Below are 25,719 nucleotides of genomic sequence, written 5' to 3'. Positions count from 1 at the left end.
TGACGGCCTTGACGTGTTTTTGCTATTTTTGAATTGTACTAATTCCCTGGGACAATGAAAGCGTTCATCATCGTATTAGGTGTTATTGGCATTTTTACCGTGGCCTACGGGCAATCGGACAACAAACAGCAGCGGGCTGACGGATTTGCGCGAAAGAACAGCCCGGCTGATAGCGCTGCAGCCGCCCCCAAGCAGCATCGCTTACAGTCGTTTCCGACCGATCCGATGCCCAACGCATATCGCGGAGACAGGTGTGTTGAAATACCGAATGGATACCGTGGGGATAACTGCGTATCCATGCCGAACCTGTACCATGGTCCGTTGGTTACGCCGGCACAACCGGATAGCATCCGGGATAAACCATTAACTATTTTGCCGAAGCGGAAGAAACCCACGCTGCCTCCGATTGAACCATCGGAAAATTGAACCGCCGCGGGCCACTGGTTATCGTGCGGCCTTTCTGACGTGGAGTTTTCTGCCCTTTTTGCTAAGCTCAAACCCGCTTTTATCGCGGAAATATTCATCCACGGCAGACCGGCAGCCTGACCACGCGTAATAGTCGTCAAATACAATGACACCGCCGGGCGACAAACGGGGCTCAATTTGAACAAGGCAGCTCATCACGGAGGCATACCAATCGCAATCGATGTGCGCGAAAGCCACCGGCTCCGTGAGATACAGGGTATCCTCGAAATATCCCTTTATCAGTTTGATGTTGTTGGTTTCGACGGGGACGCCGTGTTTAGCGAGGTTGGCGGTGACGACCTCCTTCAGATTTTCGGTATAGCCATAGTAGGTATTGTTGCCCAGTCCTTTAGATTTTCCGCTTTTGATTTCTTCATACCGAGCATGTACATCGGCATCATCCTTTTCCGACGGTGGGGGAATCAATCCAAACGCGTCGTATATCCGAAATTCCCGTTGCTTGCTTTTTGCCTTTCCGATGGCGATGGCCGAGCCACCGAGCGCGCAGCCGGCTTCGATAAACAATCCCGGGACCCCCGCACGCTCTACCTCAGCGGCCGCGCGATACAGGTTAAATAGATCCTTGGTCGTCAAATAGGTCAGTTGCTGCGTTTTTATCCGCATAAGCTGAGCCTTTTCTTTGTCTGTGAAGGAATAAAATAAAGACTGTGCTTTTATGAGAAACTGGTCAGCTATCATTTTTGTCAACATCAATACGTGTAGGGGCAGGAATGTTATTCATTGCCCAGCTGGACGGTTGTCCAATGTGATATATAACGCTACAAGTTTGAAAATATTTTGTTTGCGCCTGATCACAGAAAGCCTTGTTTTTTACCGGCTGCGGTCCCTGACGCCGATCTTCCGGTACTGAAGGAGGCAAGAGCAAACCTGTTCAAGAAGAAGCCACCCAGGCCGAAGCCAAGGTGGCTAAATGGTATTGGGGTTGTGTTATTCCGCTATTCTACTTCCGTAACCTTGATGGTGTTGGTTTTGCCTTTTTTATGCAATGGTGTCGATGCGGTATTGATGACGATTTGTCCCGGCTGCACAAGGTTTTTGTCTTTCAGCAGCGAGTTGACGTCGTGGATACTGCCGTCGGTGCTCTCAAACTTGTCGTAATAGAAAGTTTTTACGCCCCATAGCAGGCTCAGTGTATTGAGCAATACCGGATTGCCTGTAAAGATGTAAATGTCTGCATTCGGGCGGTAGCTCGATATTTCGAAAGCCGTATAGCCGGAATAGGTCATTGCGACAATGGCCGAGGCATTGGTCTTTTCGGCTAAGTATACAGAGGATCCGCAGATAGCATCCGGGATGACGGAATCCGTGCTGTGCTCGGATTTCTTGGAGCTGTAATACGGGTAAGAAGTCCGTTCGACATGCACAATGATTTTGCTCATGGTTTCGATGACAATTTCGGGGAACTCTCCCACAGACGTTTCACCGCTCAGCATGACTGCGTCCGCTCCGTCGAGCACCGAATTGGCCACGTCATTCACTTCCGCGCGCGTAGGGCGAGGGGTGGTAATCATGCTTTCCAGCATCTGGGTAGCAATGATGACCGGCTTGGATGCATTGCGGCATTTCTTTACGATCATTTTCTGAAGCACGGGAACATCCTCCATAGGCATTTCTACGCCCAAGTCTCCCCGGGCAACCATGATGCCGTCGGTCGCAGCAATGATGGCGTCAATATTATCTATCGCCTCAGGCTTCTCTATTTTTGCGATGACACGGGCGGACTTGCCTTGAGCCGCAATGACTTCTTTGAGTTTCACGATGTCTTCCGCTGTCCGCACGAACGACATCCCTATCCACTCGACATCATATTGGAGAACGAAATTAAGGTTGTCTAAATCTTCTTCGGTAAGGCTGGGAATGGAAACCTTAGTATTGGGCAGGTTTACCCCTTTGCGGGAAGTGAGCACACCGCCATGGACAACCTCGCACCACACGGTGTCAGCAAAGTTTGACCGTAGTACGCGCAGCTGGATTTTCCCATCGTCGAGTAAGATGATTTCATCTGTTTTGACGTCTTTTGGAAAATTATCGTATGTAATATAAATACGGTTTTCATCACCGATAAGCTCCTGGGTAGTGATTTCCACCTGTGTGCCATTGAGCAAGACCGCACCGCCTTCCTTCATTTTCCCGATACGGATTTTGGGACCCTGTAAGTCTGCCAAGATGCTGATATTTGTCTGGTGTTCTTGGTTGATCTCCCGTATGGTTTGAATTACTTTGAGGTGATCTTCTTGGCTGCCGTGTGAAAAATTAAGCCGGCAAACGTCTACACCTTTGGCAATCATGCTTGTTAATACATCTTTTTTAGCCGATGCTGGCCCTAATGTGGCTACGATTTTAGTTCGCTTTTGAACCTTTTCCATTTATCGAGTTGTTTTGTTTATTGTATTGCCCCTTCCTATAAGGCATTTATAAAATGATATTCCTGTGTTTAGTTATGGTGTAATTGATACACTTTGACAAATATGGCGCTAAAATATTAGATTTTCTTTGGATTTCAATTTTTGTGGGGAGATTTCACTGGCGACAACCACTTCCGGAATCGTTGTAATATGGTTCTCGATGGCAGCCAAATCCTCCTCATCGATAAAGTTCCTGATTAGTAAAAAATAATCCGAATGACGCATTTCAGGGATTAAGAAGCCCCCGGCTGTCCCTCTGTTGGCCAATAGGTAAAACTCGGTGTCCGATGTTTCCGAAAAATCAGCATACCGGCTGAAATGCGTTAGGCCTATTGGTGCCGGCATCCAAACCTCGTGGTCGTCTATCTTGCTCAATTTAAGCCCCGTAAGTTTGTTGATGAAATAACATAGGCGATAGTCTCTAAGTGAAGAAGTAATGGCAATGAGGACGAAATCGAGGTCCAATTCGTATTTTAGTGTGACTTTATTCAAAGTTTTTTCTATATTCAGCGCAAATTTACAAAAACAAAAACACTAGTATAGCAATTATATACAAGATAATGAAGGTAAGATGCTATATAGCGATATACCAAAAGTAAACCGTCGTATAACTGGCAATCCATAGGCTAAATCATTGATATAAAAACCATAATTTAGTTATGCTGGATGAACCTTAATAATGTTCTAAAAATCAAAAACGTTTTAGTATTTGCTGAAATTTATTTTTCTTTGCACAGATTTATTAAACAATTAAACTATAAAATCATGTCTGATATCGCATCAAGAGTTAAAGCAATTATCGTTGAAAAACTAGGTGTAGACGAAAACGAAGTGACCCCGGAAGCTTCATTCACCAATGATTTAGGTGCTGACTCACTTGACACAGTAGAGTTGATCATGGAATTCGAAAAGGAATTCAACGTAGCTATTCCCGATGACCAGGCTGAAACCATCAGTACGGTAGGACAAGCAATCGCTTATTTAGAAAAAAACGTTAACTAACTAATTCATTAGGCTAATCGTAATAAATGGAGCTTAAAAGAGTAGTAGTAACAGGGTTAGGTGCGCTTACTCCTATTGGGAATACTGTCCCAGCATTTTGGGATAGCCTGATCAAAGGGGTAAGCGGCGCTGCTCCTATCACCAAGTTTGACGCTTCGAAGTTCAAGACCCGTTTTGCTTGTGAAGTAAAGGGGTTCAATGCTGAGGATTTCATGGAGCGCAAAGAAGCCCGGAAGGTAGATCCATTTGTACATTACGCATTGGCTGTAACCGATGAAGCGATTGCTGACGCTTCGCTGGAGTTCGATAAATTAGATACCAATCGCATCGGCGTGATTTGGGGGTCTGGCATCGGCGGTCTGAAGACGTTTATGGATGAAGTAAGCAATTTCGCCAAAGGTGATGGGACCCCACGATTCAATCCGTTTTTTATTCCGAAGATGATTCTGGACATCGCTCCAGGGCACATCTCGATGCGGCATGGATTGCGTGGTCCCAATTTCTCCACGGTATCTGCTTGTGCATCATCTACCCACGCATTGATCGATTCATTGAATTATATCCGTACAGGGTGCGCCGATATCATTATCAGCGGCGGTTCTGAGGCGATTATTAATGAAGCGGGCATTGGGGGGTTTAATGCGATGCACGCTTTGTCTACACGCAACGACGATCCGAAGACGGCGTCAAGGCCTTTTGATAAAGACAGGGATGGGTTTGTTGCCGGTGAGGGTGGCGGAGCCATTGTGCTGGAAAGTCTGGAACATGCCAAAGCTCGCGGAGCGAAAATTTATGCGGAGCTCGTCGGCGGAGGCATGAGTGCAGACGCCTATCACATCACGGCATCGCATCCTGATGGCCTCGGAGCCAGGCTTGCCATGGCCAACGCCATGGCCGATGCAAAGCTCTCCATTAAAGATATCGATTATATCAATGTACATGGTACGTCCACTCCGGTAGGGGATCCCAGTGAAATCATGGCTATCCTTCAGCTCTTTGGCGAGCACGCTTATGGACTTAATATAAGCTCGACAAAATCGATGACAGGACACTTATTGGGGGCTGCGGGGGCCGTTGAATCCATTGCCTCTATCCTGGCTGTACGGCATGACATCGTCCCTCCGACTATCAATCATTTTACGGATGATCCCAACCTCGATCCGAAACTGAACTTCACTTTTAACAAGGCAGAAAAACGGCAGGTCAACGCGGCCATGAGCAATACCTTTGGTTTTGGTGGACATAACGCTACCGTTATATTTAAGAAGTTTGAAGCATAGGTTTGAAGGCATTTGCAGCAAAGGGGTTTAGCCCCTTTGCATGTTTGTATTCAGTTAGTCATTAGATGCCTCTTTCAAAGATTTACAAACTGCATTTTTCGTCTAATCGCCGGTATGTCAAGGCGTTGAAGAATATGCTGGGTTTTGTGCCGGGCAATCTCCATCTTTATCACTTGGCTTTCCGACACAAGTCTGTGGCTGTACCGGTCAAAGATGGCGTGAAAAACAGTAATGAGCGGTTGGAGTTTTTGGGAGATGCCGTGCTGGGTTCGGTGGTGGCGGAATTATTGTTTAAAAAGTATCCATACAAAGGCGAAGGCTTTTTGACCGAAATGCGCTCAAAAATCGTAAGCCGTGCACACCTTAACCAATTGTCAAAAAAGCTGGGCCTTAATGAACTCATCCAATATGATACGCGCATGATCAGCTATCCCAATAAACAGGGATCGCTGTTGGGTGATGCTTTTGAAGCGTTGATTGGCGCCATTTATCTCGATAAAGGATATGTATTTACCAAGAATTTTTTGATAAATCGGATCATCAAGCCTCATGTGGATATCCAAACACTGGAACAAACCGAAACGAATTTTAAGAGCCGGCTTATCGAATGGTGCCAACAGGCGGGCAAGGAAGTGAGCTTTGTGCAGACCGAAAACGCCGAAGGCGATAGCGTCAAAATCTTCACCATCGATGCTGTGGTCGACGGTGAGGTATGCGGCACCGGCCGCGATTACAACAAAAAAAGCGCAGAGAAAATTGCTGCTGAGAAGGCCTGTGAGACCCTGAATGTCCTTTAGCGTGCCGCAAAAATCTAAAATCTAAAATCTAAAATCCTAAATCAATCCCTACCTTTGCGCTATGGCAGTAATCAAACCCGCTTTGGCAAAAGGCACGCGCGACTTCTCGCCCGTGGAAATGGAAAAACGTAATTACATTTTTGATACCGTCAAAAAGGTATTCGCCAAATACGGATATCGTGAAATACAGACCCCTTCCGTTGAAAACCTGCAAACCCTTACAGGTAAATATGGCGACGAAGGGGATAAGCTGATTTTTAAAATCCTCAATTCGGGGGATTACCTGGCGAAGGTCCCTGCCGAACTGCTGGAAAGCAGGGCGTCGGCACCGTTGATTCCGCATATTGCCGAGAAGGCGCTGCGCTATGATCTAACGGTGCCTTTTGCTCGGTATGTCGTGATGCGTCAGCATGAGATTGCCTTACCGTTTAAACGGTTCCAGATACAACCGGTATGGCGTGCCGATAGGCCCCAACGGGGGCGCTATCGGGAGTTTTACCAGTGCGATGTCGATGTGGTAGGTTCGGACAGCCTGCTTAATGAAGCGGAGTTTGTACTTATTTATCACGAGGCGCTTACTAATTTGGGGTTGAGCGACTTTACGATTAAGCTAAACAACCGCAAGATATTGACCGGTATCGCAGAAGTGCTCGGTAAGCCGGACCTGATTGTAGACATGACTGTCGCCATTGATAAGCTTGACAAAATTGGACTGGATGGCGTGGTCACGGAATTACTTGACCGCGGCTTTTCTCCGGAAGATTTGGAAAAGCTGCAGCCTATCATTCAACTGCAAGGGTCTAATATGGAAAAAATCGAAAACCTGAAGCAAGTACTGGCGTCGTCAGCAATCGGCTTGCAGGGGATCGATGAGCTCGAAACGGTATTGGGTTATGTTGAAAAGCTGACGGGTGATACGGCACTGCTGAATCGTTTTGTGGCGGTTGACATCACGTTGGCGCGCGGACTTAATTATTATACGGGGTGTATTTTCGAAGTGGCAACCAATGAAGTCCGTATGGGAAGCATCGGCGGCGGCGGCCGATACGATGACCTTACCGGAATGTTCGGACTCAAAGGGCTTACCGGCGTGGGCATTTCGTTCGGCGCAGATCGGATATACGATGTGTTGGAAGAACTCGGATTATTCCCCGAAAGCACTGCCCAGTCTACCAAAGTACTCATCAGTAATTTCGACAAGCTCGCAGAACTATATGCGTTGCCCTTGCTGCAAAAACTACGTAATGCCGATATCGCCGTTGAGCTTTATCCCGCCGCGGCAAAGCTTAAAAAACAATTGGCTTATGCCGATGCCAAGAAGATACCGTATGTTGTCCTCATCGGGGAGGAGGAAATCCAAAGCGGACTCTTGACATTGAAAGATATGCAAACGGGTGAACAGCGAAAACTGGATGAGAAGGCATTGTTTACCTTTTTATCTTCACCACTATGAATTTTTTAGGCAATCTCATCTGGATTATTTTTGGCGGCTTTTTTATTTTTCTGGAGTACCTTGTCGGCGGGCTGGTGCTGTGTCTTACTATCGTGGGCATTCCCTTCGGCATCCAGCTTTTTAAGTTGGCCGTAGCTGCTCTGGTCCCTTTTGGTACCGTCGTAACCAACCGCCCATCCAGCACGGGGTGCCTCTACACGCTGATGAACATCCTTTGGATTGTGTTTGGTGGAATATGGGTCGCACTCACGCACCTTGTATTCGGCCTGCTGCTCTGCATCACCATCATCGGTATCCCCTTTGGCCGCCAACATTTTAAATTGATGGGACTTGCCTTTACTCCTTTCGGGAAGGCACTCAACTAACACTAACCGAACACGGCCTGGAAGACTTCCTCTACCCGGGATACCGGTTTGATGGCTATCTGGTATTTAGCCGTGCTCAAGCCTTTGACGTTATATTTAGAAATATAAATCGTTTCAAAGCCCAGTTTCTCCGCTTCGGCGATGCGTTGTTCGATACGGTTGACCGCCCGGATCTCCCCCGAAAGTCCCACTTCGCCGGCGAAGGCCGTAGTGGCGGGCACGGGAATGTCCTGCTGTGAGGAAATTATCGCCGTGATGACGGCCAAGTCAATAGCAGGGTCTTCCACACGCAGGCCTCCGGCCATATTCAGAAATACATCCTGAGCGCTCAGCCGAAAGCCGAATCGTTTTTCCAGTACGGCAAGCAGCATATTCATCCGCCGCGTGTCAAACCCGGTGGAGGAACGTTGCGGAGTGCCATAGGCGGAGGTACCTACTAATGCCTGCACTTCAATAAGCATGGGACGTACGCCTTCCAATAACACGGCGATAGCGATGCCACTCATATTGTCTTCGCGCTGAGAGAGCAGAATCTCCGAGGGGTTGCTTACCTCGCGCAAGCCAGACCCCTGCATCTCATAAATGCCCAGTTCGGCGGCCGAACCGAAGCGGTTTTTAATGGCGCGTAAGATACGGTATACATGATGGCGGTCTCCTTCGAATTGCAGTACGGTGTCGACCATGTGTTCCAATACCTTGGGGCCTGCGATGGCCCCGTCTTTGGTGATGTGCCCCACAATGAATACGGGGATGGCGGTTTCTTTGGCAAACCGCAATAATTCGGCCGTACATTCGCGTACCTGCGACACACTGCCCGGGGCCGAATCGATTTGGGCGGAATGCAAGGTCTGTATGGAATCAATGATTACCAGTTGAGGAGCGATGGCATCCATTTGTTTAAAAATGTTTTGCGTGGAGGTCTCGGTGAGGATAAAGCATTCGGCTTTCGGCGATTGCATCAGCCGTTCGGCGCGCATTTTGAGTTGTTGCTCGCTTTCCTCACCGGAGATATACAGGACCTTCGCACCGGGCATGCTGAGTGCGAGCTGCAACATCAGCGTAGACTTTCCGATGCCAGGTTCGCCGCCGATGAGCACCAGCGAACCGGGGACGATACCCCCGCCCAGTACACGGTTCAGCTCGTCATCCGGTGTGACGTAACGCGTTTCTTCCCGATGGGCGATTTCCTGTATCCGCGAAGCCTTGTTTGTCCGTTTGGCGGCTGGGCCTGAGGCTGTCCGCCAGTCCGGTACACGTGCCTTTGCGGGCTCCACAAGTTCCTCCACGAACGTGTTCCATTCGTTGCATGAGGGGCATTTGCCGAGCCACTTGGCAGATTCATATCCGCAGTTCTGGCAGAAATAGGTCGTTTTTGTTTTGGCCATGTTTTTCCTGAGTCGTTATCGCCGTTCGTTTAGCGTGTCAAGATTTTGAGGCATTGATCGCTTCATATAAGGCGTCCTGCACCCGCCCTCTGATGTTGAGGCTGATCAGCTTGTTGCTGACCGCCGGATGCACCCGGTTGGAGAGAAAAATATAGACCAGCTGCGCTTTCGGATCAATCCAGATGCAAGTGCCCGTATATCCGGTGTGCCCAAAGGTGGCATCCGAGGCTAAGTTCGAAGGGTAGTGCTTGGCGGTATCGGGATCCCAGCGGTCAAACCCCAGGCCCCTCCTGCTGGTGGCGGATTGCCTGGAAGTAAATAGGTCAATCGTCTCGGCCTTGAAATAGCGCTCGCCGCCGTAAGTCCCCCGATTGAGCAATAATTGCCCATAGATAGCCAGGTCGTTTGCCGAGGCAAACAATCCTGCGTGGCCTGCGATACCCCCGGCCATGGCCGCTCCCTGATCATGCACATACCCTTGCAGTAAGGTCTTTCTGAACGTTTTGTCGTTTTCAGTTGGCACGATGTGGCTTTTGTCAAAGCGCCGCCTGGGCAGATAACCCGCGGTTTGCATACCCAATGGACGGTAAAACTCTTGCTGGATATAATCCTGTATGGGCAAACCCGTTTGGTGCTCGGCGATCTCTTTCATAACATACATGCTGACGTCGCTATATACATACGATCCGGAAGCATTAAGCTTGGACTGGAGCATGGTAGGCCACATGATGTCTTCGTAATAGCCCGTACGGATATAGCAGCTGTCTGCCACTTTCACTGCATAGGCTGCTGATGAGTCCGTGCTGAGATCACCGGGTTTCAGGTGCTGGTAAAAAGCGATAAAGGGAACGAAGCCGGCTTCATGGAGCATGATGTCACGCAGTTTGGTGTCTTTCTTGTTGGTGCCCTGGGCTTGGAGCAAGTAATATCCCATGGTGCTGTCCAGGTTGATAATGTCCCGTTCGGTGAGCCGCATAATGGCGGGTGTTGTTGCAGCGATTTTGGTGATGGACGCCAAGTCGAAGATGTCAGACACCGCCGTGCGCCGCTGCCGATCATAGGTATGATAGCCATACGCCTTTTCAAAAATCACTTGGCCGCTTTTGATGGCCATGACGACAGCCCCTGGCGTAGCCCGCTCGCGGATGGCCTCCGCCAAAATAGCGTCGATTTTGGCTTCCAAGCGGGTATGGTCAATGCCCAATGCATCAACGCCGGCATATTCCAGGCGCGTCTGTTCGGTGGTAAAGCCAGCACCAGACGCGTATCTTGCAGAAAAAGACTGTGGCAGGCGTGCCGTGCAGGCCGTTCCCCCAAAAATGGACATCGCCGAATTTTTGACGGCCGTTTCGGTAATTTCGGGATTCCACGCTATTGGGAAATGGAAGAAATCCAATTCGGCCAGTTTGGTGCCGTCGCCGAACACGGCCAATATCACTTCTTTGCCGACAGCCTGTGCATTGATGAGCTGCAACAGGCGCTTGTTCGCTAAGTCGGCCGTGTTTAGCACAAAAACAAGGGTGTTGTAAAACTTGAGCGCTCCATCGAGTTGACGATAGGCATCGGCCTGAGCAGGTATCGGGAGCGCATCTGCCGGAGCATAGCGCTTCAAGATCTCGCCGAAAACGGAGAGCGCCGGTTCATTGTTATACATGATATAAGCAATATTCCGGCGTTGAAGATCGCGCAGCGGAACAATCCTGGTCTGGTTATTCAATAGGACGGTGTGATTTACCCGTGGCGCGTGCTGCCGGGTATATGCCTCGTGCGCTACGCCAAGGAAAGCCACCAATAAATATACCGTATAAAGTTTCTTCATCGTAGACGAATATCGCTAATTTGCACAAAAAATAGGTAGGTCTTGAAAAATTTGCCACATTTGTAATTCATTTGCCTGTTTCCAATGTTTAATGTCAACAGTTCTTTTTATAAGTTTCTGATGGCTTTGCAAGCTAAGCTGCATGCGGAGTTTAATCTTGAGGCACTATCGCCAAGCGCCTGTCTCCTGCATGCGGACGGAATGCCGGATATTGTTTATTACTTATGCGGCGCCGGGGAACGTATTGCCGTGGACAGCACGGCCCGTTGCATTCACATTGACGAAGACCGCGGTATTAAACAGCCGGATCTACTGCTTAACAGGATTGCTGCACTGGCAGGCCTTGCCCAGCGTATCCATGCTCGGGATACGGTGGTTGCCCGTATTGATAAACAGATGGCTATGGCCTTTCAGGAAGACCATCATCTCCAGGTGGCGCTGCCGGGTAAATACCGTTTCGGGTTGTTCCGGGAAGGTGAGCTGGTGGCTGTGGCCGTATTCAGTGGAGGAAGGAAGATGGACAACAAGGCAGCGGATTACCGCTCGTATGAGCTGCTCCGGTTTTGCCATAAACAGGGAATGCAGGTCGTGGGTGGGTTCAGCAAGCTTATCGACGCCTTTCAGCAGGCGTTTGATCCGGGGGATATCATGACCTATGCGGACAAGGATTGGACGGATGGCAGCAGCTATCGCAAGACAGGCTTCGCGATCGCGGGGGAAACGTCTCCTCAAGTCTTCTGGGTAGATACACGGACGATGCAGCGATACTACGAGCAGGCGCTACCGGTTGAAATTCAGCAGAAGCCCGCGGAAGAACGCAGAAATCGGGGGTTTGTGCCTGTTTATAACAGTGGTAGTATCAAGTTGGTGAAAGCATATAAACACGCGTGACGTGAAACTGGTGGTCATCCTCGGCCCGACGGCATCCGGTAAAACCCAATTGGCTGTCGAAGTAGCCAAACGTATAAATGGCGCAATAATCAGTGCAGATTCGAGGCAGGTATATCGAGGGATGGATCTGGGCACCGGCAAGGATCTTGAGATTTATGGCGACATTCCTTATTACTTAATAGACGTTGTAGAGGCCGGAGAGACGTATCATGTCAGCCGGTATCGGGAAGATGTTTACGAGGCGTTGGATGCTATCCAAGAGCGGGGCAAACAGCCTATACTTTGTGGAGGTACGGGCTTATATATCCAATCAGTCGTCCAGGGATTTGAATACGACGGTGTTCCGGTTAATGCAGCATTGCGCGATGCGCTGGAGCCACATTCCATAGAAACGTTAACAGCAAGATTAGTGCACCTGCCGATGCCGCCGGGCTTTAAGCCCGACACCAGCACCAAAAAGCGGCTCATCCGTGCTATTGAAATAGCCGAGTGGTGCCAGGCTCATTTGCTGCCGGCGCGTCCCCGGCCAGCGCCGGACGCAGCAATCTTCGGCATCAATCCGCCTGTCGAATCCCGCAGGCAACGTATTACAGCCCGGCTTCGGCTACGGCTTGACAAGGGGCTGTTGGACGAAGTGAAGGCGTTATTGCAAAGTGGCGTTGCGAAGGAACGGCTAACCTACTATGGGTTGGAATACAAATACGCTACCCAATACCTTTCGGGCGAGATGGATGAAAGCACGTTTTTCTCAAGACTGAACACGGAGATACACCGGTTTGCTAAGCGGCAGATGACTTATTTCCGCAAGATGGAAAAGGATGGACTGCGCATCCAGTGGCTGAACCAAGGAACCGTCAACGAGATGGCCGACGAAGTTTTGACGATGTTGCGCGGAAAGCCCGCATAAAAAAAGGGGCTGAGGCCCCCTTTTTCAAAGTTTTATTTCGACATCCTTGGCATTAAAAAAATGAAACTCGGTCAGGTAATAAGACGAAATGGGCTTTACCTTGATCCAGCGTCCGAATTTAAAGTACCATTTCATTCTGCGGGAAATCAAGCCAGACTTAATGTACGCATAAATGTACGGGTGTACACACAGTGTGATATCCTTTTCGTTCTGTTCATGAAGAATGAAACTGAGGTTATTTTCGATATCGTCCATCAGTACAATACTCGATCGGATTTCCCCTGTGCCATCGCATGCAGGGCACTTTTCGTTCGTGACAATGGACATTTCGGGACGTACGCGTTGCCTGGTGATCTGTACCAATCCGAATTTACTTGGCGGTAATATGGTGTGCCGCGCGCGGTCGGCCGCCATGCACTGCTTCAGGTAAGCATGCAATTCCTTGCGGTTGGCGGGCTTATGCATGTCGATAAAGTCGATGACGACAATGCCTCCCATATCCCGCAGACGCAGCTGGCGCGCAATTTCCTTCGCGGCCTCCATATTGACCTGCAATGCATTTTCTTCCTGGTTTTCCTTATTGGCCGTGCGGTTGCCACTATTTACGTCGATCACATGCAATGCTTCAGTATGTTCGATGACCAGGTATGCGCCGCCATGGAGATTTACCGTCTTTCCGAATGCAGCCTTGATTTGCCGCTCCACGCCGAAATGCTCAAAAATCGGTTCCCGGTGCTTGTACAGTTTAACGATCTTCTCCAAATCAGGAGAGATTTCCTGCACATACGAACGTGTTTCCTCGTAAATCACAGGATCATTCACATAAATGTGCGTAAACTCATCTGTGAGGATATCACGAAGAATTGTCGATGTTCTATCCATCTCGCCGAGGACCTTGTGTGTAGGTTCGGCCATGCGCAGGCGGCTGGTCAAAACCTCCCACTTCGCAATGAGATCCAATAAGTCTTTCTGTAGCTCGGCTACCCCCTTGCCTTCTGATACGGTACGGATAATAACGCCAAAATTGGCAGGTTTGATGCTTTCTACAATCTTTTTAAGTCGATTGCGTTCGGTATTTCCCTTTATGCGCTTGGAAATGGATACCGCACTTGAAAACGGTACTAATACCACATATCTCCCAGCGATGGATAAATCCGAACTTAACCGTGGCCCTTTTGTGGAAATGGGCTCTTTGGCTATCTGGACAGGCAACAACATATTGCGGGTCAATACCTCAGATATCTTGCCGGCTTTGTTGATGTCTTTTTCCAGTTTTAAACTATCAAGCAGCTTCTCTTTGTAACTGCCGTTCTTTACTAATTTGGTAAGCTTGATGAGCGACTGTACTTGTGGGCCCAAGTCCAGGTAATGAAGGAATGCGTCTTTCGAGTATCCGACATCTACGAATGCAGCATTAAGACCAGGCATGATCTTTTTAATCCTGCCTAAATAAATATCACCTACCGCGTAGTTGTTATTCGCCTGTTCCTTGCTGAGCTCTACAAGCTGTTTGTCCTGAAGTAAAGCGATAGTGACCCCCTTTTCGGGAGCCGAATCGATGATTAACTCCTTTACCAACAGCTATTTTTTTTGCAAAGCAGGCAATATTGGAAATAGCATATTCAGCTATCCATATTGCGATTGCGCAATGAATGCCTGCTTTGAATGAAACAATAAAATACGTTTAATCAACACGCCCATCTTCCGGCAGTTCATGTGAGGCAGAGTTCAATTGTGTGAAATCACGCTCATTTATATACCCCAGCCCGGAAGTGGGTCTGCGTCAGGCAAAGTTATTTTTTCTTATGCCGGTTTTTTCTTAAACGCTTTTTACGTTTGTGGGTAGCCATTTTGTGTCTTTTTCTTTTTTTTCCGCTTGGCATAGCTTAATTTTTTTAATAATGAATAAATGAATGATTATTTACTCAATTCATCGATTTTACGATTGATAAACTGAGTGAGGGTTGGATCCGCGGCGAGATCTCGGCTTTTTTCAAAAGCTGCTATCGCTTCGCGTTTCAACCCAATGTTTTCATAACTTGTTGCGAGGTAAAAATAAGATTCGGCATCCGGTTGTATGGACACGACAGTTTTGAACCGATCGATTGCGCGGTCAAACTGCCTCGATTGCATCGAAAACAGCCCCAAACTTTTATTAGCCTCCAGGTGATCGGGGTCGGATTTGACCACCTCCTGCAGCAGTGCGATACCTGCCATGGGATTCGCCGTACCACTTACATACGCGCTGCCTAAACCGGTTTTTGCATCCAGATTGGCTGCATCCAGTTCGAGCGCCTTTTCGTAAGCCTGTATCGCGCGTCCGTTGAGGACAGCAACCGTTGCGGTGTCTTGTAAGTTGGTATAGGCGGCACGGTATGCGTCGCCCGCTTTCAGCCAGTAAGTCAATTGATTGTCGAGCGTAGCGAGCTCTTCATAGACGAATCCAAGTGGCGCTGGCCGATTTACGTCGTCCCACTTGGTTGCAAGCTGCTGCAATAAATCAATCTTTTCCGGACCCGAGGCGCTTGGCAGTTGCGCCTCTATATCTGAGATTTCTTTGATGATGCTGGCATTGAGCCCTTGCTTAGCCTGCTGGGATACCCATTCTAGCGATATATTTGACGCAGCATCGGTATTTGAAACGGCGGTACCTTTATCTTCGTTGACCAGCCCTTTGATAGGTTGCGCCAGCAGAAACCCCATCAGTATCAGGATGGATGTAATGGCGACTATCTGTTTGGTCCGTTGCTGCATGATGGATGCGTTACCTTAAAGGCAGAAATTATTTGTTGCCGGTTTTTACCTTCTCTACAAATGTTTTTGCCGGTTTGAATGTGGGCACGTAGTGAGCAGGAATGATGATGGCGGTATTCTTAGAAATATTGCGTGCGGTTTTTTCGGCTCTTTTTTTCACTACAAAACTACCGAAACCTCTTACATAAACGTTCTCGCCCCCTATCATTGCATTTTTAACGACTTTGAAAAAAGCTTCGACGGTTTCCTGAACATCTACTTTCTCTAATCCGGTCTTGTTAGAGATTTCTGCGATAATTTCTGCTTTAGTCATATCTATATTTTTTGTAATTAATTATTTTTCAACACGTAAGCCCTTTCGATGTTGGGGATGCAAAAGTATCGCTTTAAAACGAGATCTTAAAATAAAATTGTTAAAATTTTGTAAATGAACTGTTTTCCCATTTTTTCGCTAAATAGCGCTACAACGTTTTCGTAGATAATTATTTAAAAAGTGCATAGGATGAGCTTATTTTTTAACTAATATTGGGGTTTGAATACTTATAGACCTTATTTCGATAACTATGGATGGAATACAACAGTTTTCGTTGGCAGGCAAGGTGGTCGTGATCACGGGGGCAACGGGAGTTTTAGGCGAATCATTTGCGCTTGCCACCGCGGCGGCAGGAGCCAAAGTGGCTGTATTAGGGCGTAATCAGGAGCGGGCGGAGGCACGTGTAGAAGCCATTAGGGCCAAGGGCGGAGAGGCGATTGCCGTCATCACTGACGTGTTGGATGAACATGCCGTGCATGACGCCAAAGACCGTATACTTGCTACGTGGGGTACCATAGATGGCTTGGTGAACGCTGCCGGCGGCAACATTCCCGGGGCCACTATCGGTCCGGATCAGAATCTCTTCGACGCCAAGATCGCCGACACACAAAAAGCGGTAGAGCTCAATTTATTCGGGACCGTGATACCCACGCATATCTTTGGGCGGGTAATCGCCGAGAAGGGAAAAGGGTCCATCGTGAATATCTCTTCATTGGCCGCGCAGCAAGCCATCACCCGCGTGATGGGCTATAACCTGGCGAAGTGTGCCGTGGAGGGCTATACCAAGTGGATGGCCGTCGAATTGGCCCAGCGCTATGGCGATAAAGTGCGCGTCAATGCTATTGCACCGGGCGTTTTCCTGACGGAGCAAAACCGGACATTGCTGACTAATCCGGACGGCACCTATACGGATCGTGCACAACGCTTTGTAAATAACACGGCCTATGGCCGGATGGGGAGCCCTGAGGAACTGACCGGCGCGTTGATTTTCTTATTGAGTGACGCCTCGGGCTTCATCTCCGGCGAAACCATTTTGGTGGATGGCGGCTTTAATGCATGGAGTGGAGTTTGATACGTAGGGTTGTAGAAAAAAGATAAAATATGGCAAAAAAACTTGAACAAACTTGGCGGTGGTATGGACCCGCCGATACGGTATCACTGCAAGATATTAAACAAGCCGGAGCGACCGGCGTGGTAACGGCACTGCACCATATTCCCCACGGTGCGGAGTGGCCGCTGGAAGACATCCGTGAACGGAAAGCCATCATCGAGGCCGCGGGATTGACGTGGAGTGTGGTAGAAAGTGTACCGGTGCATGAAGCGATAAAAACGCGGCGGTCGGATGCCGGGCCTTACATCGAAAATTACCGGCAAAGCCTGCGGAATCTGGCGGCCGAGGGCATTAAAACCATCTGCTATAACTTTATGCCCGTATTAGACTGGACGCGTACCCAGCTTGATCTGGAAATGCGGGACGGGTCGAAAGCGCTGTATTTTGACTGGAATGACCTGGCGGCTTTCGACCTTTTTATATTGAAGCGGGAAGGAGCGGAGCAGGACTATCCGGGTGCCATCAAGGACGAGGCGAAGCGTCGGTTTGAGCAGTATACGCCCGCACAGCTCGATGCATTGAGCGCCAACGTGCTCATGGGCATTCCCGGTGAGCGGAGCATTGAACTGGAAGAGCTGCGGGAGAGCATCCGCGAATATGCCGCCATCGGCTTTGACGGACTGCGGAAAAACCTGATTTGGTTTTTATCGTCCATTGCCGATGTCTGCGAAGAAAATGGTATTCAGATGACCATCCATCCTGATGATCCGCCCTATCCTATTCTGGGCTTGCCGCGCATCGCCAGCAATAAGGAAGATCTGCTTTATATCATACGCGAGCTCGATAAACCCTTTAACGGCATCTGTTTCTGCACGGGTTCATTGGGAGCCGGCGCATCGAATGACATTCCGGCCATTTTCGAGGCGGTAAAAGAACGGGTTTATTTTGTGCATCTCCGTAACGTAAAAAAGGACGAGCAGGGCAATTTCTTTGAGGCTGATCACCTGGACGGCGATGTGAACATGTATGCGGTGATGAAAGCCCTGACGGCCGAAAACCAACTGCGGAACCGCGCCATACCTTTTCGGCCGGACCACGGACACCAAATGCTGGATGATCTGCAAAAGACCACGGCTCCCGGTTATTCGGCCATCGGCCGTCTGCGGGGGCTCGCCGAGCTTCGGGGGCTGGAGTTGGGAATTCTTGGACATTAATCGCTACCAAATAGAATAGCCATGGCTTATTTTCTCCATGATAATTTTTTGTTGCAGTCGGATACGGCCGAAGTGCTTTATCATGATTATGCGAAGGGGCTACCCATCATAGATTACCACTCGCATCTTCCGCCTGATGCGATTGCTACTGACGCGAACTTCCGCAATATCACCCACATCTGGCTTGCCGGCGACCATTATAAATGGCGTGCACAGCGGGTATTGGGCGTTTCTGAAAAATACATCACAGGCGATGCAGACGACCGGGAGAAGTTCAGGAAATGGGCCGAAGCCGTACCCTATACATTGCGCAATCCGTTGTACCACTGGACCCATATGGAACTGAAAAACCCGTTTGGCATCCACGAGCTGCTCAGCCCCGATAATGCGGATGCCATCTTTGACAGTACACAGGCACAATTGCGGGCGCCGGAGTTTTCTCCCCGTGGTTTGCTACGGCACTTTGCCGTGGACATGGTGGGTACGACAGACGATCCAGCGGATGATCTCCGGCATCACCAGGCCATTGCCGAGTCTGGTTTTGGCACCAAGGTGCTGCCCACCTTCAGACCCGATAAAGCCTTCCAATTGAGTAGGGGCGATGATTACCGCCACTATATCGAACGGTTGCAGGCGAGCAGCGGTGTAGCCATTGTCGATATGGACACGTTGCTGGATGCGCTTTGGAATAGGGCGTATTATTTCCACAGCCAAGGGTGCCGGATTGCCGATCACGGATTGAGTTGTCTACCCCGGAGAAGCAGCTCCGCCGTCTCGTTGGATGAGGTTTTTAAGCAGGTGCTTAATGGAGATGATCGGCTTGCCGCCGAATATGAAGAGACATTTACATACACGATCCTGTTCGAGCTGTGTAAATTCTATCACGATAAAGGCTGGGTGCAGCAGTTTCACCTCGGGCCGCTGCGCAATACCAATAGCCGTAAGCTTCGCGAATTGGGCGCGGACACGGGATATGATTCCATCGGTGACTTTCCGCAAGCGGAAAACATGCAGCAATTTTTCAACGATCTGGAGGAACAAGGCTGCTTAGCTAAAACCATCGTCTACAACCTTAACCCGTCAGACAACGCTGTATTTGCAGCCATGATGGGCAATTTCCAAAGCGAAGGAATAAAGGGCAAGATGCAATTCGGTTCGGGCTGGTGGTTTCTTGATCAGTTGGACGGCATGACCCAGCAGATGAACACGCTTTCCAACATCGGATTGATCAGTTGTTTCGTTGGGATGTTGACGGATTCACGCAGCTTCCTGTCATACTCGCGGCACGAATATTTCAGGCGCCTGCTTTGCAACCTATTTGCCGAAGACATCGAACGGGGACTGTTGCCAAGAGATATTGGTTGGACGGGCAAGATTATACAAGATATCTGCTATTACAACGCTAAAGCTTACTTCGGTTTGCCGAAAAGTTAATGGTAGGGTATAAAAACCCTAAAAATCAAAATTGTACCGGAAGCTGAGGAAAAATCCCATTTCGCGGAATTTGTCATAGCCCGAGCTGTTGGTGTTGCTTGGTGGCTGGAACGTTACGCGTGGGGAAACATCCGCAAAAAAGCCGCCGTCGATACGGAAGTGCTCCCCTATCGGGAAATAAGCGCCCAGGTGCGCCCCCAGATTAAACGGGTGTCTATAGGAAGTCGTCAGGTGGCTTCCCATATGCCTTTCAAGTGGAGCCTGGCCGTTATCGCCAGCATCAAAGTCGCCGGATAATTGGTAATAAACATCCATACCGACTTTAAATCCTACCACATCAAACGGTTTATATGTCAGCGAAAGAGGCAGGTGCAGCGCCCAATACCGGAACGTTTTGGTGGCACCGAGCCTCGGGAGCAAGGGATCGTTTGGATTTTCGGGAATCAGCTGTCTGAAGTTGTCATTCCATATGCTGAAACCGCCCGTACGGATAGCTAAGCCGGTTTCCCAGCCGAAAAGGTTTGAGCGCCTAAAGTTACCGTTCACCGCGACTCCTGCCATACCCAATGCTATGGGTTTATTGACATACCGAAAAGGCATCGCCTCTTCTTCGTTCCCGGGCAAACTGTATACGAAATCGTCCATCGTATATCCCAGATTTCGCATATCCGTGATGCCGGAGCCAATGGAAACCGACCAAACAACGGGCTGCTGGCCGAACGAGGAAAAGGGGGCGGCAAATAAGGCTATCCATAGCAAGAAACAGAAACGTATATTACAGCTTTTTTCCATCATTTAGCGTTCATGTGTTTAGCGGCAAACCAATGTAGCCGGACTACGCAAATCTAATCATTTGTTTTGACAACAACGGATCGGTACACAACGACACACGAAATTTGCCATTTGGGCCATGCGCGGTCTCTGCTGTTTTATCTGGCCCAGCCGACTTTTCTTTTCCAGGCGTCAGCTTGGTGTTTTCTTTTGTCCATGTCTTTCGGTGGCGTTTCACGCTCGTGTTTTGCCCGTTGTCTTATTAAAATGGTCTGTTCTTCGAGCGTGTTAAGTCCGATAGCTCGTCTTCGTTTGTTCACCCTGTCGATCCGGTCGTATCGAGCGGGGCTGAGCTCCCCGTTTTCGTCCCAATCAAATTGAGTTCCGTAAAGCTGTGGTTTCCCTTCAAATACGGCTATTCGATCAGTTAAGTAAGCTAAGCTTCTGGGGTCAGCACGATGCTCACTAACGGCAGTCTTCAATAGTTCCCTGCATCTTTTCATAAAGTTGGGCTGTCCGATTGCATGCTGAATGACCAGCCAGGCCGCTTCACTCGCTTCTTCACCTACTTTGTCAATAGTCGGGTAGCCAATTTTGTCTATGATATCATTTAACAACGTTGCATTCCGGTTATGCAGTTCCTCCATTTCCTCATTATACCCTTCTCCCAGTAGTCCGTTTTGCACAAGCCTTTGCCTGAGTGCCAAATCGGCATCGCGTAGGTCAATGATTCTCTTGGCAATGTTTTTATAGTCCATTACGTCTTCGCTTACTTCGGGTTATTCAGGGACCTCATCGCCCAGCCTAACCCGCAACCAGACTCTTTATGAGTGCAATGCATATATCAATCCGGATTACAAATTTAATGGTTTTTAATGCCAAAATTCCGACCGGCCGAACCGGGCTGGGGGCGGCAAATTAGATAAGCAGGACAACTCAGGTTCTTTGATCGAGATAACGGCGTATAGCTAATCAGGAAGCGATGGATTTATGACAACGGTCAATTAAATAGCATTAGCAGTTTGTCTAAGCCGCGCCATTGCCAACTGTCATTGTGGAATAGGGAGATTATGAAGTTTGAGGAAGGATAATTTATCCCAATAACCGCGCTGAAAAGTAATTTTGTCATGTTGTATTTGAAAGAAACCACAACCACGCAAACCGTTGGGGTCTTTCCATTCTAAAATTGCCCAGTCTCCGTCTGCAAAAATGTTTTCGGGAATACAAGTCATTTCGGCTGTTGCAAATTCGTCTGCGAACATTTGTTTGATCGCCGCTTTTCCAACAACCGGCTCATTGGCGACTTGATGATTGATTGCATGGTCAGCATACAGGTCGGAGATAGCTTCCACGTCCGCCTTATTAAAGGCATCAATCCATTTATGTAATGTTTCTTTTGGTGTCATATTAGCAACACATTAGAAGAAACAAAGAAGCGGAAAGATTTTGATATTTCAAACCTTTCCGCTTAAGTAGCCCGTAGCTTACAATCTTCGAACGCCTTTTTGCCTGATTTGAAGCGTTTGGCGGGTTTTGATTGAAATATTGCGGAAACAAACAGGGGCAATCGAAAGATAAGGCAGCTTGGCAAGGGCAAATGTAGACCATTGTAATTCCGCAACCTTTCGGCATCGAATATCCTGCAAAGGTAGCTTGTAGAATTTGGTTATCCTTAGCTTGATGGATTTGCGTGGGCAATGTGGCGGGCCGAACTGTTCACCGGGGGGGGACAACATCGGTGGCGCCTCACCCCCAACTAAAAACTGTAGGCTAATGATGCACCAAAGGATCTATTCCTTATCGTGCCCCCATATTTATAATCCCCCCATTTTGGTTGCAGATCCGCTATGCCTTGTTGCATCTCAAACGATAAAGCGTATCGACCGAACAATGCATATCCCAACTTAAGATGTACTCCATAATCCCATGGCTTGGCATAGACGTGGGTATTCATATCGGCAGCGTAGGAATTGTCGTTTTGAAAAGCTATGTTACCCTCCCCGACAATCATGATGTCGCCGATAAGAACGTCTCCGTTTGTTGTCCATGTGCCCCTGGTTCCATAACCGATGTATGGCCCGGCCGCTACTAACAAGTTGCCGGAGCCAACCTTTGGACTATACATGAAGTCAATTGGCAACTCGATATAAGAAACCCTCGCATCAAAATCATTTCCCAAACCAATAAAGTCCGACACGCCATCCTGTTTAAACCCCCGTCTTGCATACACAAATGTAGGTTGAACGGCGAATAGGTCTGATAAATGGATGGCTGCTCCAAGTCCAAGATAAATGCCTGGAACAAACGATGTGGTGGCTTTGCTTCCATCAAGGTCTTTGGCGGTGATGTTGGAGTAATTCAGCCCCGCTTTAATCTCCCATCTTACCTGCGCAAAGCAACCGCTAACCATTCCCATGAAAACAAGCAGAAAAAGTAGTTTTTTGTCCTTCCAGACTTTTTCAATCGGGACTTCGTAAGTGCGTTCGATGACTAATATTTTCCTGTTCATTACTTATGTTGTTTAAATCAGGGTGTTCACTTCATCATTTTTGCTTGGTTTGTGGGAACTTATCTCTTACAAGATTAAGTTCAATGCCGAACTCCAACCAGGCTTTTAGCCCATCCAGTACCGTTGTAAATCCACCTGTATTGTCTTTGATAGCTTGGATAAGGTCATCACCGGCTTGAAGGAAGCCATAATTTTTGATAATAACATAAGTGGTATTGCCGGTCAAAGCCGTAAACTCAAAATCGACGGTTGTAGCCGGGTCATCCCATTCAATGGATATTTTCTTGTCGGGTATGATTTCCTTTACAAACACATCGCTCGAAACATTGTACATTTCCCATTGCCACTTTATCGCCTTTCCCTCTTCAAGTTTTCCACTTGATTTGGTAAACCAAAATCTGGTGGTAATGGTAGGGTCGATAAATGCTTCGAAAACTTCTGCTACTGGTTTCCTTATCATCATTTGACATTCTACCGTTGGCAATTTTTTAGTTTCCATTATTTTGATTTTTTATTGTTGTCAAGAAATTTGCCCAACGCGTCCAATTTGGTTTCCCAAAATTGTCCGTACTCTGTTATCCATTCATTTACTTCGTTCAGCTTTTCCAATTTTGCTTCGCAGATTCGCTTGCGTCCTTGTTGCTTCATCGTCAGCACACCACATTCTACCAATATTTTTAAATGTAGCGATATAGCTTGTCGGCTTATATCAAACTGTCCAGCAATAGTATTGACATTGACAGGTGCTTTTGCATCATACCGATAATGGCTCTTCGGGTCTGCAATAGCCTGAAAAACATCTCTTCGCGCCTCCATAATACGCAAGCGTTTGCTTGTAAATATAAAAGCAAGTATTTGCTTGCGCAAGATTTTCTTCTTTTTTGAAAATTCAGTCTTCGCAAAAATTAATAAAAAACTTGGCTGTATGTTATTGCTTTTCGTTTTATGGAGGATTGGGGGCGAAAGGATTTATTATGCAAAGTGCTTTAAGCAACGGCAAATACTTTCATAGCCCCCTTTCTTTGTTCTTCTTCGTAATCCACGGCTTGTGTATCAGGTAACAGACTGAATAATTCGAACTGCAAACCTTAGAGGCGCAGTAGCGCAACGGCGCGGCGGGAAGCCATAACCTGCTGCGCCTCGTTTAATGGATTGTTAACCTTAGGTTAACAACGTGCTGCTATCTTTACCGCCGAAGCATGGCGGCGCTTATGCAGAATCATACGACCGAAGAACTTTTTCATCTGGCCAAAACAGGGGATAATGCGGCTTTCACGGCCCTGTATCGTCGTACCTGGCAGCCGCTGTACGAACTCGCTTACCGTAAGACGAAGGACGAAGACGAAGCAAAAGATATTGTTCAGGATATCTACATCGTGCTTTGGCAGAAGATCGACACCATCGAGCTGCAAGGATCGGTAGCGGCGTACCTCTATAGCATGGCCAAATACGAAATTATTCGCCGTATGCGGCAGTTCTTAAAAGCCAAGCAGCATCACTACGATTACCAGCAGCTGATCGACTCCATGGTGGCACCAAGCTACCAGGCGATCTTTGCCGACGAGCTGAAGCAGCGCCTGAAAAGTGAAATCGAGGCGCTTCCGGAACGGCAACAGCGCATATTGCGGCTGCACAGCGAAAAAAACTATACCACACGGGAGATCGCCGACGAGCTTAACATCGCCGAGCAAACCGTAAAAAATCAGCTGGTACACGCACGGCGCAAGGTGCGTAGCGGGATCAAGGCCGGAATCTTATCGTCCATTTTGCTTTAAGTTGCTGCGATCACAATTCTGACATCATTTCTTAACAATTTCATCATCATTACCCATAGGTACTCCCCTCGCATTTTTTACTCATGTGGGTAAATAAACGCGGAGATGACAAAGCAAGCAATAAGCGATTTGCTGGAGCGCTACCTAGCCGGCCGGTGCAGTCGGGAGGAGCGGGAGTGGATTGACCAATGGTTCGACCAGCAGGAACCGGTCACGACGGCGTTGACGGAGTCCGATGCCGACCGGCTGGCCGAGGAAATCCTCGCGGCCATCAATGAACGGACAGTAGCGGCTGAACGCCGGACTGGCATGCGGGTAGGCCGGAAGGCATGGTGGCGGGGGGTGGCTGCCGCCATTGTCCTGCTGGCGGGCGCAGGCTACCTGTTGGTAAGTCAGCGGGACAGCACGCCTGCGCAGGAGCAACTACCTGTTCGCTCGGTTTTTACATTACACACCGAACCCGGTCAGCGTGCCCGGCTCACCCTGCCCGACAGCAGCGTTATCTGGCTGAATGGCCGCTCGGCCATCCGCTACGATAAGGTGTTTGACGGCGCGATACGGGAAGTTTTTCTGGACAGTGGGGAGGCCTTCTTTGAGGTGCAGCACGACCCCACCCGGCCTTTTGTGGTGCATGCCGGCGAAGTGGACACCCGGGTACTGGGTACGTCGTTTAACGTGGAGGTGGCGAACCACCGCAACGAATACCGGCTTACCGTAGCAACCGGAAAGGTAAGCGCAGGCACCGCGGAAGAATTGCACGTGCCCGCCACGGTGTTGGAGGCGGGGCAGCAGCTGGTTTACAACCGTAAGGCCGGCAGCCATGAGGTGCGCACCGTCGATCCGGCAGATTACAGCGCCTGGACGCGGAAGGTGCTCGTGTTCCACCATGCTCCATGGCCGGAGGTTGCTGCGCGGCTAAGTGCTTGGTACGGTGTGGACGTGCAGTTGCAGCTACGCCGGGGTGCGCAGGAAACATTTACGGCACGATTCGAAGATCCATCGCTGGCAGCGGTGCTAAACGCCCTGCAGAAGATTAACAAATTCCATTATACCATTAACAGGAAGGAGGTCCGCATTACTGATTAACCACACTACCCGAAAAAAGGCC

General features: G+C 48.8%; 27 protein-coding genes. 13 read left to right on the top strand and 14 right to left on the bottom strand.

Translation table 11 applies throughout. From position 1 onward, the window contains the following. The first annotated feature begins 54 nt into the window (after positions 1–54). Positions 55–426 (top strand): hypothetical protein, encoded by a 372-nt coding sequence (locus tag JHJ32_RS11515; protein ID WP_200121047.1) that lies wholly within the window; start codon positions 55–57, stop codon positions 424–426. Between the two features lie 18 nt (positions 427–444). Here JHJ32_RS11515 and JHJ32_RS11510 read toward each other — a convergent pair whose 3' ends face one another. The 3 genes from JHJ32_RS11510 to JHJ32_RS11500 form a co-directional block, all read right to left on the bottom strand. After that, positions 445–1,164, bottom strand: coding sequence for a TylF/MycF/NovP-related O-methyltransferase (locus tag JHJ32_RS11510; RefSeq protein WP_079717149.1), 720 nt, complete (start codon positions 1,162–1,164; stop codon positions 445–447). Positions 1,165–1,421: 257 nt separating this feature from the next. Further along, the gene (gene pyk / locus JHJ32_RS11505; RefSeq protein ID WP_200121045.1) at positions 1,422–2,852 is read right to left on the bottom strand and encodes a pyruvate kinase; all 1,431 of its coding nucleotides are present in this window, start codon (positions 2,850–2,852) and stop codon (positions 1,422–1,424) included. Positions 2,853–2,960: 108 nt separating this feature from the next. After that, positions 2,961–3,383 carry an IPExxxVDY family protein gene (locus tag JHJ32_RS11500; protein WP_079717151.1) on the bottom strand — a complete coding sequence of 141 codons (423 nt, stop codon included), beginning with the start codon at positions 3,381–3,383 and terminating at the stop codon, positions 2,961–2,963. A gap of 273 nt (positions 3,384–3,656) precedes the next feature. Here JHJ32_RS11500 and JHJ32_RS11495 point away from each other — a divergent pair, with 273 nt between their 5' ends. From JHJ32_RS11495 to JHJ32_RS11475, 5 genes are all read left to right on the top strand, one after another. Beyond that, positions 3,657–3,893: an acyl carrier protein gene (locus JHJ32_RS11495; protein WP_079717265.1), complete on the top strand. Its 237-nt coding sequence runs from the start codon at positions 3,657–3,659 to the stop codon at positions 3,891–3,893. A 26-nt stretch (positions 3,894–3,919) separates the two neighbouring features. Then, on the top strand, positions 3,920–5,173 hold the full coding sequence (fabF, locus tag JHJ32_RS11490; RefSeq protein WP_200121044.1) for a beta-ketoacyl-ACP synthase II: 1,254 nt from the start codon (positions 3,920–3,922) through the stop codon (positions 5,171–5,173). A 65-nt stretch (positions 5,174–5,238) separates the two neighbouring features. After that, positions 5,239–5,970 (top strand): ribonuclease III, encoded by a 732-nt coding sequence (rnc, locus tag JHJ32_RS11485; protein ID WP_079717153.1) that lies wholly within the window; start codon positions 5,239–5,241, stop codon positions 5,968–5,970. Between the two features lie 61 nt (positions 5,971–6,031). Continuing rightward, positions 6,032–7,423: a histidine--tRNA ligase gene (gene hisS, locus JHJ32_RS11480; RefSeq protein WP_200121043.1), complete on the top strand. Its 1,392-nt coding sequence runs from the start codon at positions 6,032–6,034 to the stop codon at positions 7,421–7,423. Beyond that, on the top strand, positions 7,420–7,788 hold the full coding sequence (locus JHJ32_RS11475; protein WP_079717155.1) for a YccF domain-containing protein: 369 nt from the start codon (positions 7,420–7,422) through the stop codon (positions 7,786–7,788). Before hisS ends, JHJ32_RS11475 begins: the two co-directional genes overlap by 4 nt. 2 nt (positions 7,789–7,790) lie before the next feature. On the opposite strand, the gene radA is transcribed toward JHJ32_RS11475, so the two are convergent. Continuing rightward, positions 7,791–9,173 carry a DNA repair protein RadA gene (radA, locus tag JHJ32_RS11470; protein WP_079717156.1) on the bottom strand — a complete coding sequence of 461 codons (1,383 nt, stop codon included), beginning with the start codon at positions 9,171–9,173 and terminating at the stop codon, positions 7,791–7,793. A gap of 37 nt (positions 9,174–9,210) precedes the next feature. Then, complete coding sequence (locus tag JHJ32_RS11465) at positions 9,211–10,992, bottom strand: serine hydrolase (protein WP_200121042.1); 1,782 nt, start codon at positions 10,990–10,992, stop codon at positions 9,211–9,213. Between the two features lie 120 nt (positions 10,993–11,112). On the opposite strand from JHJ32_RS11465, the gene JHJ32_RS11460 reads away from it, so the two are divergent. Next, positions 11,113–11,883 carry a hypothetical protein gene (locus JHJ32_RS11460; protein WP_139378670.1) on the top strand — a complete coding sequence of 257 codons (771 nt, stop codon included), beginning with the start codon at positions 11,113–11,115 and terminating at the stop codon, positions 11,881–11,883. Position 11,884: 1 nt separating this feature from the next. Next, positions 11,885–12,790 (top strand): tRNA (adenosine(37)-N6)-dimethylallyltransferase MiaA, encoded by a 906-nt coding sequence (miaA, locus tag JHJ32_RS11455; protein WP_370584506.1) that lies wholly within the window; start codon positions 11,885–11,887, stop codon positions 12,788–12,790. Positions 12,791–12,814: 24 nt separating this feature from the next. Here the strand turns inward: miaA and JHJ32_RS11450 are convergent, their stop codons facing one another. From JHJ32_RS11450 to JHJ32_RS11440, 3 genes are all read right to left on the bottom strand, one after another. Next, positions 12,815–14,368 carry an Rne/Rng family ribonuclease gene (locus JHJ32_RS11450; RefSeq protein ID WP_079717160.1) on the bottom strand — a complete coding sequence of 518 codons (1,554 nt, stop codon included), beginning with the start codon at positions 14,366–14,368 and terminating at the stop codon, positions 12,815–12,817. 339 nt (positions 14,369–14,707) lie between these two features. Then, positions 14,708–15,544: a tetratricopeptide repeat protein gene (locus JHJ32_RS11445; RefSeq protein ID WP_200121041.1), complete on the bottom strand. Its 837-nt coding sequence runs from the start codon at positions 15,542–15,544 to the stop codon at positions 14,708–14,710. A 28-nt stretch (positions 15,545–15,572) separates the two neighbouring features. Beyond that, positions 15,573–15,857: an HU family DNA-binding protein gene (locus JHJ32_RS11440; protein ID WP_079717162.1), complete on the bottom strand. Its 285-nt coding sequence runs from the start codon at positions 15,855–15,857 to the stop codon at positions 15,573–15,575. A 250-nt stretch (positions 15,858–16,107) separates the two neighbouring features. Between JHJ32_RS11440 and JHJ32_RS11435 the strand changes: the two genes are divergently transcribed. Genes JHJ32_RS11435 through uxaC form a run of 3 tightly spaced genes read left to right on the top strand, consistent with a single transcriptional unit; the run spans position 16,108 to position 19,556 of the window. Then, positions 16,108–16,929, top strand: a complete 822-nt coding sequence (locus JHJ32_RS11435; RefSeq protein WP_200121040.1) for an SDR family oxidoreductase — start codon at positions 16,108–16,110, stop codon at positions 16,927–16,929. Between the two features lie 29 nt (positions 16,930–16,958). Beyond that, a complete protein-coding gene (uxuA, locus tag JHJ32_RS11430) occupies positions 16,959–18,122 on the top strand; it encodes a mannonate dehydratase (RefSeq protein ID WP_200121039.1) in 1,164 nt (387 codons plus the stop codon). A gap of 21 nt (positions 18,123–18,143) precedes the next feature. Continuing rightward, a complete protein-coding gene (gene uxaC, locus JHJ32_RS11425) occupies positions 18,144–19,556 on the top strand; it encodes a glucuronate isomerase (RefSeq protein WP_079717165.1) in 1,413 nt (470 codons plus the stop codon). 18 nt (positions 19,557–19,574) lie between these two features. On the opposite strand, the gene JHJ32_RS11420 is transcribed toward uxaC, so the two are convergent. From JHJ32_RS11420 to JHJ32_RS11395, 6 genes are all read right to left on the bottom strand, one after another. After that, positions 19,575–20,351, bottom strand: a complete 777-nt coding sequence (locus JHJ32_RS11420) for a hypothetical protein (protein ID WP_200121038.1) — start codon at positions 20,349–20,351, stop codon at positions 19,575–19,577. Between the two features lie 134 nt (positions 20,352–20,485). Next, entirely contained in the window at positions 20,486–21,085 is a 600-nt protein-coding gene (locus JHJ32_RS11415) for a DUF6624 domain-containing protein (RefSeq protein WP_079717167.1), read from the bottom strand. Between the two features lie 291 nt (positions 21,086–21,376). Beyond that, positions 21,377–21,733 (bottom strand): nuclear transport factor 2 family protein, encoded by a 357-nt coding sequence (locus JHJ32_RS11410; protein WP_079717168.1) that lies wholly within the window; start codon positions 21,731–21,733, stop codon positions 21,377–21,379. A gap of 350 nt (positions 21,734–22,083) precedes the next feature. After that, positions 22,084–22,836, bottom strand: a complete 753-nt coding sequence (locus tag JHJ32_RS11405) for an outer membrane beta-barrel protein (protein WP_200121037.1) — start codon at positions 22,834–22,836, stop codon at positions 22,084–22,086. 34 nt (positions 22,837–22,870) lie between these two features. Further along, complete coding sequence (locus tag JHJ32_RS11400; RefSeq protein ID WP_176146187.1) at positions 22,871–23,335, bottom strand: SRPBCC family protein; 465 nt, start codon at positions 23,333–23,335, stop codon at positions 22,871–22,873. After that, a complete protein-coding gene (locus tag JHJ32_RS11395; protein WP_233632609.1) occupies positions 23,335–23,703 on the bottom strand; it encodes a helix-turn-helix transcriptional regulator in 369 nt (122 codons plus the stop codon). The genes JHJ32_RS11400 and JHJ32_RS11395 overlap by 1 nt, the downstream gene beginning before the upstream one ends. 344 nt (positions 23,704–24,047) lie before the next feature. Between JHJ32_RS11395 and JHJ32_RS11390 the strand changes: the two genes are divergently transcribed. Then, positions 24,048–24,611: an RNA polymerase sigma factor gene (locus JHJ32_RS11390; RefSeq protein WP_176146188.1), complete on the top strand. Its 564-nt coding sequence runs from the start codon at positions 24,048–24,050 to the stop codon at positions 24,609–24,611. A gap of 105 nt (positions 24,612–24,716) precedes the next feature. Further along, positions 24,717–25,697, top strand: a complete 981-nt coding sequence (locus tag JHJ32_RS11385) for a FecR family protein (protein WP_200121036.1) — start codon at positions 24,717–24,719, stop codon at positions 25,695–25,697. The last annotated feature ends 22 nt before the right edge of the window (positions 25,698–25,719 follow it).

Origin of the sequence: Parapedobacter sp. ISTM3, assembly GCF_016533505.1 — a bacterium.
GTDB classification, from domain to species: domain Bacteria; phylum Bacteroidota; class Bacteroidia; order Sphingobacteriales; family Sphingobacteriaceae; genus Parapedobacter; species Parapedobacter luteus.
Note: the sequence above shows the minus strand (reverse complement) of the source record. Positions and strands in the feature narration are given on the sequence as shown.